This is a genomic window from Kitasatospora sp. NPDC001225, from assembly GCF_053597855.1.
The window spans coordinates 1-15,536 of sequence record NZ_JBSFJC010000100.1 but is presented as its reverse complement, the minus strand read 5'-3'; the positions used below and the strand labels follow the sequence as shown (position 1 = coordinate 15,536).

The window sequence follows — 15,536 nt, the reverse complement described above, 5'->3', positions numbered from 1 at the left end:
TCCGTACCTTTCGTTGTTCGGTGCTGGCCGTTCGGGGCCGGCCGTTTCGGGGAGGGCCGGTGCTCAGCCGTACGTGTAGAAGCCCCGGCCGGACTTGCGGCCGTGGTGCCCGTCGCGGACCTTCCGGAGCATCAGCTCGCAGGGGTCGCACTCGGGGTCGCCGGTGCGCTCGTGCAGGACCCGCAGGGAGTCGACGAGGTTGTCGATGCCGATCAGGTCGGCGGTGCGCAGCGGTCCGGTGGTGTGGCCGAGGCAGCCTTCCAGCAGCCCGTCCACCGTCTCGGCGGAGGCGACGCCCTCCTGGACGAGCATCGCCGCCCGGTTGATCAGCGGGTGCAGCAGCCGGTTGACGACGAAGCCCGGTGCGTCGTTGACCACCAGCGCCGTACGGCCGAGCGCGGTCAGCAGCGAGGTGACGGCGGTCATCGTGGCGTCACCGGTGGCCCGGCCGCGGATCACCTCGACCATGGTGATCAGGTAGGCGGGGTTCATGAAGTGCACGCCGACGAGTTCGTCGCCGCGCGCCACCCAGCCCGCCATCTCGTCGATGGGGATGCACGAGGTGTTGGAGATCAGCAGGGTGCCGGGGGCGACCAGCCCGGAGACCTCGGTCAGCACCTCGCGCTTGACCTCGGCGACCTCCACGACGGCCTCGACGACGGCGGTCGCGTCGGCGATGTCGGCCGGCGCGGTGGTGGTGGCCAGCGTGCCGTGGGCGCGGCCCGCCGGGAGGGCCTCCAGCAGCTGGGCGTGCTTCAGCTTGCGGCGGATCGCCGTCCGGGCCGTGGCCAGGGTCGGCTCGTCGACGTCGACGAGGGTGACGTCGACGCCGTGGCCGAGGGCGAGGGCGGCGATGTTGGTGCCCATGACGCCGCCGCCGATGACGGCGAGGCGGTGCTGTTCGTGACGGTCAGTCATCGTGTCCCTCCCGGGTGGTGGTGAAGTGCTCGTCGAGCCAGGAGTCGACGGCCCGCGCGGTGGTCCCGGCGTGGGCGCCGATCATGGTGAAGTGGTCGCCCGGAACGGTCACCGGGGTGAGGTCGCCGGAGAGGTCCCACGGGAGGCGGACGGCGCCGTCCCCGCCCTCGGGACCGCCCGGCTCGCCGCCGTGGCGGAGCAGCAGGGTCGGCAGGTCCGCGGTGTACGGGACGTGGCCGCGCCAGTCCTGGACGTAGTAGTGGGCGAGCGCGGTCAGCCAGTCGTCCCCGCCGATGCCGCCCGCGTCGACGCCCCCGGGGTTGCCCAGGAGCACGGCGGCCGGCAGGGTGCCGATGATCTCGTCGGGGGCACCGGCCGACTGCGGGGCGAAGCTGTCCAGCAGCACCAGCGCGGCGGGGCCCCGGCCCAGTCCGGCGAGGCGGGCGGCGAGGGCCTGCGCGACCAGCCCGCCGGAGGAGTAGCCGACGAGGACGAACGGGCCGGCCTCCGGGGCGGTCTCCGGGGCGGCGAGCACCGTCCGGACGCACAGGTCGAGCAGCGCGTCCGGGTCGGCGGCCAGCGGCTCCCCCACCGTGTAGCCGGGGATCACCGCGGAGAGGACGTGCCGGGGGCGGCGCAGGCCCTGCACCACCCGGACGAACTCCTGGGCGTCGCCCGCGCCGAACGACGGCAGGCAGACGAGCGTCGGCCCGACCGTGTCCGCGGACCGGCGGGTGAGCGGGACCAGGGGCGGGACGCCCGCCAGCTCGTCCGCACCGGCGAAGCGGGGCCGGAACCGGGCCAGCCCGGCGATCATCCGTACGGCGTCGGCCCCCTGGCCGAGGCTGTTCGCCCGCAGGTACAGGGCGGCCAGCGTCTCGGCGGCCGGTGTCCCGGCGGCTCCGGCCCGCTCCGTGCCGTCCGTGGATTCCGGCGCGGCGGCCAGCGCGAAGCGGGGCGCGGCCCGCTGCGGTCCGCCGTCCTGGCGCACCGGTCCGTCGGCGAGCCGCTCCCGCAGGTACGCGGCCGTCAGGGCGGGGGTCGGGTGGTCGAAGACCAGCGGACCGCTCAGCCGCAGACCGGTGGCCCCGGCGAGCCGCTTGCGCAGCTCCAGCGCGCTCAGCGAGGTGAACCCCTGCTCCAGGAACGTGGCGTCCGGGTCGACGGCCGCCGCGTCCGGGTGGCCGAGCGCGGCGGCGGCGTGCTCCCGGACCAGCTCCAGCAGGACCGCCTCCCGCTCCCGCGCCGACCGCGCCCCGCCGAGCCGGGCGGACAGCCGGGCGGCGGCGGACGACCGCAGCGCACCGGCGCCCTCGTCGCCCGCGAACCCGTCCCCGTCCTCGTCCCCGTCCCCGTCTCCCTGCTCCAGGACCCGGAGGGCGTCGGGAAGCGCGGACAGCAGCGGGCTCGGCCGGTGCAGCGTGTACAGCGGCACGAACCGCGCCCAGTCGACGTCGGCGACGACGAGCAGCGTCTCGTCGTCGTCCAGCGCCTGGGCGAGGCCCTCGATGCCGCGCTCGGGAGCCATCGTCCGCAGCCCGTACGCGCTCAGCTGCTCACCCGCCTCCCCCGCGCCCATGCCGCCGCCGCCCCACAGGCCCCAGGCCACCGAGGTGGCCGCCAGCCCGGCCGCGCGCCGCCGCTCGGCCAGGGCGTCCAGCGCCGCGTTGGCGGCGCCGTACCCGGCCAGCAGCCCGCTGCCCCAGGTGGCGGCGCCGGAGGAGAACAGCACGAAGGCGTCCAGCTCCAGTCCGCGCTCGGCCGACAACTCGTGCAGGTGCAGGGCGCCACCGACCTTCACCTCGGAGACCTCCTGCAGCCCGGCGTCGGTCAGCGCGGCGACCGGCGCCCCGTGGCCGGTGCCCGCCGAGTGCACCACCGCCGACAGCGCGGGGCCGGTGGCGGCGACGCGGTCCAGCAGCGCGCCGACCGCGGGCCGCTCGGCGACGTCACAGGCGACCACCTCGACGGCGCTGCCGAGGGCCGCCAGTCCGGCCGCCAGCTCGGGCACCCCGGGCGCGGCCGGGCCGGAGCGGCCGGCCAGCACCACGCGCGGCGTGCCGCGCTCGGCCAGCAGCCGCGCCGTCCGGCCGCCGATCAGGCCCGTACCGCCGGTGACCAGCGCCGTCCCGGCGGTCCGCCACGGCTCGGCGGAGCCGTCCGTCGGGCGCGGGGCGCGCACCAGGCGGCGCGCGAACGCTCCCGTGCCGCGCAACGCGACCTGGTCCTCGCCCTCCGGCCCCGCGGCGAGCAGCCCGGCCAGGCGGTCCCCGACCGAGGCGTCGAACCCGGCCGACGCGTCCGACCCGGCCGGGAGGTCGACCAGGCCGCCCCACTGCTTGGCCTGCTCCAGACCCGCCGTCTGCCCCCACGCCCACACCTGGGCCTGCGCCAGACCGGGCACCTCGCCCGGCAGCGCCGCCACCGCGCCGCGGGTCAGCACCCACAGCGGCACCACCGACCCCGCGTCGAGCAGTGCCTGCAGCAGCGCGCTGGAGGCCGCCAGACCGGCGGGCACCCGGGGCCGACCGGGCAGCGGCGTCTCGTCCAGCGCCAGCAGGGACACCACACCGGCGAACTCGCCGACGCCGCGCAGGACGTCACCGAGGGTCCCGCGATCGGCGGCGCCGGTCTCCAGCACCCGGACCTCGACGCCGCCGGCCCGCAGCGCGCCGGCCACCTCGGCGGCCGTCCCGGCCCCGGCCGGGCCGGCGACCACGAGCCACGTGCCGGACGGCACCGAGGCCGCCGGTGCCGAGCCCGACAGGGCCGAGCCCGCCGGTGCCGCACCCGACGGCCCGTCGAGGGGCTGCCACTCGACGCGGTACCGCCAGCCGGCCACCGCGTCCCGGGCCACCGGCTCCGGGAACACCGGCCAGTAGCGGCGGTACTGGAAGGCGTAGGTCGGCAGGTCGACGGCGCCGCTCCCGGTCCCGGCGGGCAGCAGGGCGGTCCAGTCCACCGGCAGGCCGCGGACGTACGCCTGGGCCAGCGAGAGCAGGAGGCGCCCGGCGCCGCCGTCGTCGCGGCGCAGGGTGTCGGCCACGACCGGGCCGTACGACTCCAGGCTGTCCGCGATGGCCGGGGCCAGCACCGGGTGCGGGGACACCTCGACGAAGGCGCCGTGGCCGGTTCCGGCGAGGGTGTGCACGGCCCGGTCGAACTCGACGGTCTCGCGCAGGCTGGCGTACCAGTAGTCCGGCACCAGTTCCGGCCCGGAGACCGTGGCGCCGGTGCTGGAGGAGACCATCGGAATCCGCCCCTCGCGGGGGGCGATGCCCTGGAGGGCGGCGAGGATCTCCTCGCGCAGCTCGTCCACATGGGCGCTGTGGGACGCGTAGTCCACCGGAATCATCCGGGCACGCGGCGAATCCCCACAGGAGTCCGCCAGTTCACGCAGCGCATCGGCGTCACCGGAAACCACCGTAGCCGACGGGCCGTTCACGGCCGCGACGGAAAGGCGGGAACCGTACGGGGCGATCCGCGCGCGGACGCCCGCCACCGGCTCGGCGATCGACAGCATCCCGCCACGACCCGCCAGCGCCTTCAGGGTCCGGCTGCGCAGAGCGACCACCTTCGCCGCGTCCTCCAGCGAGAGGATCCCGGCCACGGCCGCCGCCGCGATCTCACCCTGGGAGTGGCCCACCACGGCGTCGGGAACGACACCGGCCGCCTCCCACACCGCCGCGAGCGAGACCATCACCGCCCACAGCGCCGGCTGCACCACATCGGCGGCCTCGAAACCGTGCCGACCGGCCAGCACTTCGTCCAACTGCCAGTCCACATAAGGCGCCAGGGCCTCGGCACACTCGGCCAGCCGCGCCGCGAACACCGGCGAGACCTCCGCCAGCTCGCGACCCATGCCGACCCACTGACTGCCCTGCCCCGGGAAGACGAACACCGTCCGCCCCACCCCGGCCGACGGCACCTCGCCCGTCAGCACCCCGGCCCCGGGCCGGTCCGCGGCCACGGCCTCCAGCTTCGCCGCCAGCTCGGCACGGTCGGTACCCAGCACCACCGCGCGCCGCTTGAACGCCGTCCGCGTGGTGGCGAGCGACCGGGCCACCTCCGGCAGCGGCAGCTCGGGACGCGCCAGGAGGTGGTCCCGCAGCCGCCGTGCCTGGTCCGCCAGGGCCTCCTCGGACCGTCCGGAGACGGTGACCGGGAGCACGGCGGGCTCCGCGACCAGCACCGGCGGCGCGGCGGGCGCCGACACCGCGGCCGGCTCCGGCGTCCCGTCCGGCTCCGGCGCGGCCGGCCCTCCGGCGGGCGCCTCCTCCAGGATCACGTGCGCGTTGGTGCCGCTGATCCCGAACGCCGAGACGCCCGCCCGACGCGGCTGTTCGCCCGCCGGCCACGCCACGCGCTCCTGGAGCAGGCTCACGTGCCCCGCCGACCAGTCGACGTGCGGGGTCGGCTCCGCCACGTGCAGCGTCGCCGGCAGCTCCTCGTGCCGCAGCGCCAGCACCATCTTGATCACACCGGCGATGCCGGCCGCCTGCTGGGCGTGCCCGATGTTCGACTTCACCGACCCCAGCCAGAGCGGCCGTTCGGCCGGATGCCCCTGCCCGTACGTCGCCAGCACCGCCTGCGCCTCGATCGGGTCGCCCAGCGTGGTGCCGGTGCCGTGCGCCTCGACGACGTCCACGTCCCCGGTCGCCAGCCGGGCGTTGGCCAGCGCCGCGCGGATCACGCGTTGCTGAGCGGGGCCGTTGGGCGCGGACAGGCCGTTGGAGGCGCCGTCCTGGTTGACGGCGCTCCCCCGGACCACGGCCAGCACCCGGTGCCCGTTGCGCCGGGCGTCCGACAGCCGCTCCAGCACCACCACACCCGCGCCCTCGGCGAGGCCCATGCCGTCCGCGCCCGCCCCGAAGGCCTTGCAACGGCCGTCCCGGGCAAGGGCGTTCTGCTGCGAGAAGCCCACGAACTCGCCCGGGCTGACGATCACGGTCACCCCGCCGGCCAGCGCCAGCGTGCACTCCCCCGCCCGCAGCGACTGCACGGCGAGGTGCAGCGCGACCAGCGAGGAGGAGCAGGCGGTGTCCACCGACACCGCCGGCCCGGTCAGGCCCAGCGTGTACGACACCCGGCCGGACAGCACGCTCATCGCCGTACCGGTGATCAGGTGCGCCTCCGAGCCCGAGAGGTCGCCGCCGGCGGTCGCGTACCCGGAGGGCGCGGCGCCCGCGAACACGCCGGTGGCCGACTCGCGCAGGCTCGCCGGGTCGATCCCGGCCCGCTCGACCGCCTCCCAGGCCGTCTCCAGCAGCAGCCGCTGCTGCGGGTCCATCGCCAGGGCCTCGCGCGGACTGATCCCGAAGAACCCGCCGTCGAAGTCCGCGGCCCCGGAGACGAACCCGGCCTGGACGGTGCTGCTCGTGCCGTCCGCGCCCGGGGCGGCGTCGAAGAGCGCGCCGAGGTCCCAGCCGCGGTCGGTGGGGAACCCGCCGACCGCGTCCCCGCCCGCCACCAGGAGGTCCCACAGGTCCTCGGGGGTGCGCACACCGCCCGGGTAGCGGCAGGCCATCCCGACGATCGCGATCGGCTCCCGCTCCCGCTCGGTCGCCTCGCGCAGCCGGGCCCGCGTGGTGCGGAGCTTGGCGGTGGTCTGCTTGAGGAAATCGAGCAGTTTCTCTTCGTTCTGCATGGTGCTGTCGCTCACATTCGACCTCGTTCGGGAGGAGTTGGCGCCGACGGTCCCGGCATGGTCAGTCGAAGTCCGGGTCGTCGAGCTCGTCCTCCAGGAGGGCGAACAGCTCGTCGGCGGTGGCCTCCTGGAGAGCGCGCTCGTCGGCCTCGCCCGTCCCGTCCGCCCCGGTCTCGCGGACGGCGCGGAAGCGCTGGGTCAGCGCCTCCAGGCGGGCGACGATCTCCGCGCGGGTCTCGTCGTCCGACGGGGTGAGCCCGGCGGCCAGCCGCTCGAACTCGTCCAGCACGGCCGTGTGGCCGACCAGTTCCCTCCCGGTCAGCTCGGTGATCAGGAAGTCCGCCACCGCCTCCGGGGTCGGGTGGTCGAAGACCAGCGTCGACGGCACCCGCACCCCGCACGCGCTGTTCAGCCGGTTGCGGAGCTCGACGGCGGTCAGCGAGTCGAAGCCCAGCTCGCGGAACGCCCGGCTCGCCATGATCTCGTCCGCCGAGTCGTGGCCGAGGACCGCGGCGGCGTGCGTCCGCACCAGCTCCACCACGGTCCGGCGCCGCTCGGCGGCCGACAGGCCCGCCAGCCGGGCGGCGAACTCGTTGCGCTGGTCGTCCTCCGGACGGCCGGAGGAGGTGTCCTCCTGCGCCTCCGGAATGGTGTCCAGCAGCGGGCGCGGGCGGGCGGCCGTGAAGACCGGCGCGAACTTCTCCCACTCGACGTCCGCCAGGGCGATGAACGTCTCGTCGTCGGCCAGGATCTCGCCGAGCGCCGTCAACGCCCGGTCGGTGTCCAGGAAGTTCATGCCCTGCCGCAGCAGCCGGTGCGGGGTCACCCGGCCGGGCGCCTGGTCCATCGCCGCGTCGACCGCGTTCCAGTCGCGGGTGTTCCAGACACCCCAGGCGATCGACGTCCCGGGCAGGCCCCGGCCGCGACGGTCCTCGGCGAGCCCGTCCAGGAAGGAGTTGCCCGCCGCGTAGGCGCCGTGGTCGTTGCTGCCCCAGGTCGCCGAGATCGAGGAGAACATCACGAACTCGTCGATGCCCAGGTGCGCCGTCGCCTCGTCCAGGTGGACGGCACCGGCCGCCTTCGCGCCCAGTGCCGCCGCCAGGCCTTCGCGGCTGGTGTCCTCGAGTCGGGCCAGGTACGGCGTGTTCGCCGAGTGCAGGACGGTGGACAGGCCCGGGCCGGTGTTCTCGATCCACGCGACCATGGCCGTGACCTGCGCACGCTCCGTCAGGTCGCACGACACGACCTCGACGGCGGTGCCCGCACCCGCGACGGTGGCGGCCAGCGCCGCCACCCCGGGCGCCGACGGGCCCGAACGGGAGGTCAGAACGACCCTCGGCGTGCCGTGCTCAGCAAGCCACGGGCCGACACAGACACCGATCGAGCCCGTACCGCCGGTCAGCAGGACCGTCCCCTTCGGGCTCCAGGCCCCGGCCTTGGGCCGGTGCTCCTCGGCGCGCACCAGGCGGCGCAGGAACACACCCGACGGACGCAGCGCGACCTGGTCCTCCCGGCCGTGCGCGAGCACGCCGGCCAGCCGGGCGGCCGCCTCGACGTCCACCACCGGCGGCAGGTCGACCAGACCGCCCCAGCGGTCCGCGTGCTCCAGGCCCACGGCCCGGCCCAGACCCCAGACCTGGGCCTGGATCGGGCTGGTCGTCACCTCGCCGGCGGCCACCTGCACCGCGCCGCGGGTCAGCACCCAGAGGGGAGCGGCGATCCCGGCCCGGCCCAGCCTCTGCACCAGGTCGAGGGTGTCGGCGCTGCCGCGCGGGACCCACCCGAACTCGGCGTCCGGCGACTCGTCCAGGGCCAGGAGGGACACCACGCCCTGGACATCCGCACCGGCACCGGCAATGGCCGCGTCGAGGCCCGCCAGCGTCGTCCGCACGACCTCGGCGCCACGACCCGCCAGCCCGTCGGCCACCGCACCGGCGTCCGGCGCGTCCCCGACCAGCAGCCAGGGCCCGGACAGGACCGCCGAACCGCTGATCGCGGACGGCTGCCAGGTGATCCGGTAGCGCCAGTCGTCCACCGACAGCTTCGTACGCTCCACCGCCGGGGCCTCGGGCCAGTAGCGGCGCCGCTGGAAGGCGTAGGTCGGCAGCGCGACCGCCGTGCCGCCGCCGAGCACCGACGCCCAGTCGACGGGGGCGCCCTGGACGTACGCCTCGGCGAGCGAGGTCAGCAGGCGCTGCGCGCCGCCCTCCTCGCGCCGCAGCGTGCCCACGACGACCGGGGAGCGCTCCTCCAGGCTGTCACCGATCGCCGGGGTCAGCACCGGGTGCGGCGAGACCTCCAGGAACACACCGTGGCCCGCGTCGCCGAGGATCCGCACGGCGCGGTCGAACTCGACGGTCTCCCGGAGGGACGCGTACCAGTACGCCGGGTCCAGCTCCGGGCCGGACAGCCACTCGCCGGTCAGCGCCGACACCATCGGGATCCGGGCCTCACTCGGCGTGATGCCCTGGAGAACCGAGAGGATCTCCTCGCGCAGCTCGTCCACGTGGGCGCTGTGGGACGCGTAGTCCACCGGGATCATCCGGGCACGCGGGGACTCCCCACAGGAGTCGGCGAGTTCACGCAGCGCGTCCGCGTCACCGGAGACGACCGTCGCCGACGGGCCGTTCACGGCCGCGACGGAAAGGCGGGTGCCGTACGACGCGATCCGCGCGCGGACACCGTCCACCGGCTCCGCGATCGACAGCATCCCGCCACGACCGGCCAGCACCTTCAGGGTCTTGCTCCGCAGAGCGACGACCTTCGCGGCATCGCCGAGGGGGAGAATCCCCGCGACGGCAGCCGCCGCGATCTCGCCCTGCGAGTGACCGACCACAGCGTCCGGAGCGACACCAGCCGCCTCCCACACCGCAGCGAGCGACACCATCACAGCCCACAGCGCCGGCTGCACCACATCAGCGGCCTCAAAGCCGTGCCGGCCCGCCAGGACATCGTCCAACTGCCAGTCCACGTACGGCGCGAGAGCCTCGGCGCACTCCGTCAGCTTGGCCGCGAACACCGGGGACGACTCGGCCAACTCGCGGCCCATGCCGACCCACTGGCTCCCCTGGCCGGGGAAGACGAACACCGTCCGCCCCACCCCGCCAGGAGCCACCGAACCGGTCACCACACCGGACGCCGGCTGCTTCGTCGCCACCGCCGCCAGACGCTCAGCGAGCTCGCTCCGCTCGCCACCGAGCACCACGGCCCGGTGCTCCAGCGCCGCACGCGTCGTCGCGAGCGACCACGCGACGTCGCCGACCGGCAACTCCGGCCGCGCCAGCACGTGTTCACGCAGCCGACCCGCCTGACCCGCGAGCGCCGCAGCGCTCTGGCCGGAGACCGGCCAGGCCGACGCCCCACCCGCGAGCACCGGAAGCACCTCGACTTCCAGCTCCTCGGCTTCGGCGTCGGGCGCCTCCTCCAGGATGAGGTGGACGTTGGTGCCGCTCACACCGAAGGCCGACACACCCGCACGGCGCGGCCGCTCGCCCGCCGGCCACCGCACCGCGTCCTGCAGCAGCCGGACGTTGCCCGTCTCCCAGTCCACGTGGGTCGACGGCTGGTCCGCGTGCAGGGTCTTCGGCAGCATGCCGTTTCGCAGCGCCATCACCATCTTGATCACGCCGGTGACGCCGGCGGCGCACTGGGTGTGGCCGATGTTGGACTTCACCGATCCCAGCCACAACGGCCGGTCCTCGTACCGCTCCTGGCCGTACGTCGCCAGCAGCGCGCCCGCCTCGATCGGGTCGCCGAGCGAGGTGCCGGTGCCGTGGGCCTCGACCGCGTCGACGTCGGAGGGCGACAGCTGCGCGTTGGCCAGTGCCGCGCGGATCACCCGCCGCTGCGAGGGACCGTTCGGCGCGGACAGGCCGTTGGACGCGCCGTCCTGGTTCGCCGCGCTCCCGCGGATCACCGCCAGCACCTGGTGGCCATTGCGCCGGGCGTCCGAGAGACGCTCCAGCAGCACCATGCCCGCACCCTCGCCCCAACCGATCCCGTCGGCCTCCTCCGAGAACGCCTTCGACCGGCCGCTGGAGGCCATGCCGCCCTGGCTGCCGAACTCCATGAACGCGCCGGGCGAGACCATCACCGCGACACCGCCGGCCAGCGCCATCGAGCACTCGCCCGACCGCAGGGCGAGCATCGCCTGGTGCATCGCCACCAGGGAGGACGAGCAGGCCGTGTCCACCGTGATGGCGGGGCCGGTCAGGCCCAGGCAGTACGAGATCCGGCCCGAGGCGACGGCGGACACCGTGCCGATCAGCCGGTAGCCGTCCAGGCTCCGGTCGTCGGCCGGCAGGCTCGCGTCGTAACCGGCGTGGCTCGCACCGACGAAGACGCCGGTCGCCGAGCCGTGCAGCGACTTCGGGTCGATCCCCGCGCGCTCGATCGCCTCCCAGGAGGTCTCCAGCAGCAGCCGCTGCTGCGGGTCCATCGCCAGCGCCTCACGCGGGCTGATCCCGAAGAACCCCGCGTCGAAGTCGGCCACGTCGTAGATGAATCCGCCCTGTCGGCGGTACGCCTGCCGCTGGCCGAAGCCCTCCTCGACGGCTTCCCAGCCTCGGTCGGTCGGGAACTCGCTGATCGTGTCGGTCCCCGCGACGAGCAGGTCCCAGAACTGGTCGGGCCCCGTCACACCGCCCGGGTACCGGCACCCCATGCCGACGATCGCGATCGGCTCGCCGATCGCCGCGGCCACGACCTGGACCGCGCCGTCGGCCTGGGCCGTCTGGCCGCCGGTGCCGACGAGTTCGCCCCGCAGGTAGTCCGCGAGGGCGGTGGCGTTCGGGTGGTCGAAGACCATCGTGGAGGCCAGCTTGACACCGACCTCCTTGGAGAGGCGGTTCCGCAGCTCTACCGCTCCGACGGAGTCGAAGCCCAGCTCCTTGAAGGCCCGCTGCGGCAGCACGTCGTCCGCCGAGTCGTGGCCGAGGACCGCGGCCGCGTGGCCCCGGACCAGGTCGGTCAGGACCTGGCGCTGCTCCGCGACCGGCATCCCGGCCAACCGGCCCGCCCACGCGCCGACTTCCTCGGTGGTGGACTCGACGGCGGCCTCGGCGGCCAGGACCGCGCGGACCTCGGGCAGGTCCGCCAGCAGCCGGCTCGGCCGGTGCAGGGTGTAGGTCGGCACGAACTGCGGCCAGTCGAAGCCGGCCACCACCATCGCACCCTCGCCCGCGTCCAGGACCTGGCCCAGCGCCAGCATGCCCCGACGCCCGTCGATGCCCTCCATACCGAACTCGCGCAACCGGTCGCCACCCGAACCGGCCGCCATGCCGACGCCGGCCCACAGGCCCCACGCGACCGAAGAAGCCACCAGGCCCCGGGAGCGGCGGTCCTCCACCAACGCGTCCAGGTGCGCGTTCGCCGCCGCATAGCCAGCCAGAGCGCCGCTGCCCCAGACACCCGCGCCCGACGAGAACAGCACGAACGCGTCGAGGTCGCGGCCGGCCGTCAACTCGTCCAGCACCGTGGCGCCGCCGACCTTCGCCGACAGCAGTCGCGACAGCTCGGCCACCGACAGCTGCTCCACCGGTGTCCGCCCGCCCGTTCCGGCCGAGTGGACCACCGACGACAGCGCCGGACCCGTCGCGTCGATACGGTCCAGGATCTCCGCCACGGAGGCGCGGTCGGCGATGTCACACGACACCACCTGCACCGCCGTTCCACGAGCCGCGATCGACGCCGCCAGCTCCGCCACACCGGCGGCACCCGGACCCGAACGGGACGTCAGCACGACCCGCGCCGCGCCACGATCCGCCACCCACTGGGCGGTGATCGCACCCACGCCGCTCGTGCCACCCGTCACCAGGACCGAACCGCCCGGCGACCACGCCTCGCGCACGACCGGACGGCCGGCACGCACCAACCGCCGCGCCACCACCCCGCCCGCACGCACCGCGACCTGGTCCTCATCGCCGACCAGGACGGACGCCAGCCGCGCACCCGTACGCGCGTCCACCGTTGTCGGCAGGTCAATCAACCCGCCCCAGCGGCCCGCCAACTCCAGTGCCGCGACGGCACCCAGACCCCACAGCTGCGCCTGGACCGGCCGCACCGCATCACCCGCGACGGCCCGCACCGCACCCTGCGTGACCACCCACAGCGGGGCGGACACACCGAGCCGCCCAAGTTCCTGGATCAGCGCGAGCGTGTCAGCGCCACCACGCGACACCCACGGACCCGCCTCCTCCGGCGACTCGTCCAGCGCCAGCAGCGACACCACACCCCGCAGGTCGGAGCACGCGGCCACCGCAGCGGCGACGCCGTCCGGAGCCGAGCGGACCACGGTTGCCCCGTGGTGCTCCAGCGACTCCGCGACGGCAGCGGCATCCGGGGACTCCCCCACCAGCAGCCACGTCCCGGCCAGGACCCCGTTGGACTCGCTCACCGGCGCCCACGACACCCGGTACCGCCAATCGGCAACCGCCGAGCCGGCTCGCTCACGGCGCCGCCAGTCGGTCAGCGCGCCCAGCGCGGCATCCGCCGGGTCCACCCCGAGCAGATCGGCGAGCGCGGTGACATCACCACTCTCCACCGCGGTCCAGAAACCCGCCTCCGCACCGGTGGCCTCGCCCGCTTCGGAACGGCGACCGTCCAAGGCGGGCCAGTAGTGGCGGTGCTGGAACGCGTAGGTCGGCAGCGCGACGGTCGTACCGCCGGCCGTCACCGCCGCCCAGTCGACGGGGGCGCCCTGGATGTACGCCTCGGCGAGCGAGGTCAACAGGCGCTGCGCGCCGCCCTCGTCGCGTCGCAGGGTACCGACCACGACCGGGGACAGCGTCTCCAGGGCGTCTCCGATCGCCGGGGTCAGCACCGGGTGCGGCGAGACCTCCAGGAACACGCCGTGTCCCGCGTCGCCGAGGATCCGTACGGCGCGGTCGAACTCCACGGTCTCGCGCAGGGAGGCGTACCAGTAGGCCGGGTCCAGCTCGGGGCCCGACAGCCACGCACCGGTCAGCGCCGACACCATCGGGATCCGGGCCGCGGTCGGAGCGATGCCCTGGAGAACCGAGAGGATCTCCTCTCGCAGATCGTCCACGTGGGCACTGTGCGACGCGTAGTCGACCGGGATCATCCGGGCACGCGGCGAATCCCCACAGGAGTCCGCCAGTTCACGCAGCGCGTCCGCGTCACCGGAAACCACCGTCGCCGACGGGCCGTTCACCGCCGCGATGGAAAGGCGGGAACCGTACGGGGCGATCCGCGCCCGGACACCCGCCACCGGCTCGGCGATCGACAGCATCCCGCCACGACCCGCCAGCGCCTTCAGGGTCTTGCTCCGCAGAGCCACGACCTTCGCCGCGTCCTCCAGCGACAGGATCCCGGCCACAGCGGCGGCAGCGATCTCACCCTGCGAGTGACCCACCACCGCATCGGGAGCGACACCAGCCGCCTCCCAGACCGCAGCCAGCGACACCATCACGGCCCACAGCGCCGGCTGCACCACGTCGGCGGCCTCGAAACCGTGCCGGCCCGCCAGAACGTCATCCAACTGCCAGTCCACGTAAGGAGCGAGAGCCGCAGCACACTCGGCCAGCCGCGCCGCGAACACCGGCGAGACCTCCGCCAGCTCACGCCCCATCCCGACCCACTGACTGCCCTGCCCCGGGAAGACGAACACCGTCCGCCCCACACCCGAGGCCGCCACCGACCCGGTCACCACACCCGCCGCCGGCTGCCCCGTGGCCACCGCCGCGAGTCCCGCCGCAAGCTCGCCCCGCTCGCCGCCCAGCACGACCGCACGCTGCTCGAACACCGAGCGCGTCGTGGCCAGCGACCACGCGACGTCGCCCACCGGCAGTTCCGGCCGCGCCAGCACGTACTCGCGCAGCCGACCCGCCTGGCCGGCCAGCGCGGTCGCGCCACGACCGGAGACCGGCCAGGCCACACCCGCCGCCCCGGTGAGTACCGGGTTCTCCTGGCCCGCCGGCTCAACCGCCGCCTCGACGGCCGCCGGGGCCTCCTCCACGATCAGGTGGACGTTGGTGCCGCTGATCCCGAAGGCGGACACACCCGCCCGACGCGGCCGCCCGCCCGCCGGCCACTGCACCGCGTCCTGGAGCAGACGGACGTTGCCCGTCTCCCAGTCGACGTGCGAGGACGGCTCGTCCGCGTGCAGGGTCTTCGGCAGCACGCCGGCCCGCAACGCCAGCACCATCTTGATCACACCGGCCACACCCGCGGCCTGCTGGGCGTGCCCGATGTTGGACTTCACCGACCCCAGCCACAACGGCCGGTCCTCGAACCGCTCCTGGCCGTACGTCGCCAGCAGCGCGCCCGCCTCGATCGGGTCACCCAGCTCCGTGCCCGTCCCGTGCGCCTCGACCACGTCGACATCCGCAGCCGACAGCTGCGCACTCGCCAACGCCGCGCGGATGACCCGCCGTTGGGCCGGGCCGTTGGGGGCGGACAGGCCGTTGGAGGCGCCGTCCTGGTTGACGGCGCTCCCGCGGAGCACGCCGAGCACCTGGTGCCCGTTGCGGCGGGCGTCCGACAGCCGTTCCAGAACGAGCATGCCCGCGCCCTCGCCGATGCCCATGCCGTCGGCGCCCTCGCCGAAGGCCTTGCAGCGGCCGTCGGAGGCGAGCGCCCGCAGGCGCGAGAAGCCGACGAACTCGGCCGGGTCGGCGATCACCGTCACGCCGCCCGCCAGCGCCATCGAGCACTCGCCCGACCGCAGGGCCTGGCCCGCCTGGTGCAGCGCGACCAGGGACGACGAGCACGCCGTGTCGACGGTCACCGCGGGCCCGTTCAGGCCCAGCGTGTACGACACCCGGCCGGAGAGCACGCTCAGCGCGTTTCCGGTGATCAGGTGCGCCTCGGCGCCCGGGACGGTGGCACCCGTCGCGATGTAGCCCGACGACGCCGCGCCGATGAACACGCCGGTCGCGGAGCCGTGCAGCGACTTCGGGTCGATGCCGGCCCGCTCGACGGCCTCCCAGGAGGTCTCCAGCAGCAGCCGCTG

3 protein-coding genes are annotated in these 15,536 nt (G+C 75.0%); all 3 read right to left on the bottom strand.

Features of this window, described 5'->3' with window-relative positions:
• Positions 1-63: 63 nt before the first annotated feature.
• On the bottom strand, positions 64-918 hold the full coding sequence (locus ACWDCZ_RS28350) for a 3-hydroxyacyl-CoA dehydrogenase family protein (protein ID WP_049658117.1): 855 nt from the start codon (positions 916-918) through the stop codon (positions 64-66).
• A complete protein-coding gene (locus ACWDCZ_RS28345; protein WP_449817307.1) occupies positions 911-6,565 on the bottom strand; it encodes an SDR family NAD(P)-dependent oxidoreductase in 5,655 nt (1,884 codons plus the stop codon). The genes ACWDCZ_RS28350 and ACWDCZ_RS28345 overlap by 8 nt, the downstream gene beginning before the upstream one ends.
• 61 nt (positions 6,566-6,626) lie before the next feature.
• Positions 6,627-15,536 (bottom strand): type I polyketide synthase (locus ACWDCZ_RS28340; protein WP_449817300.1); only part of this gene is annotated, 8,910 nt, incomplete at its 5' end.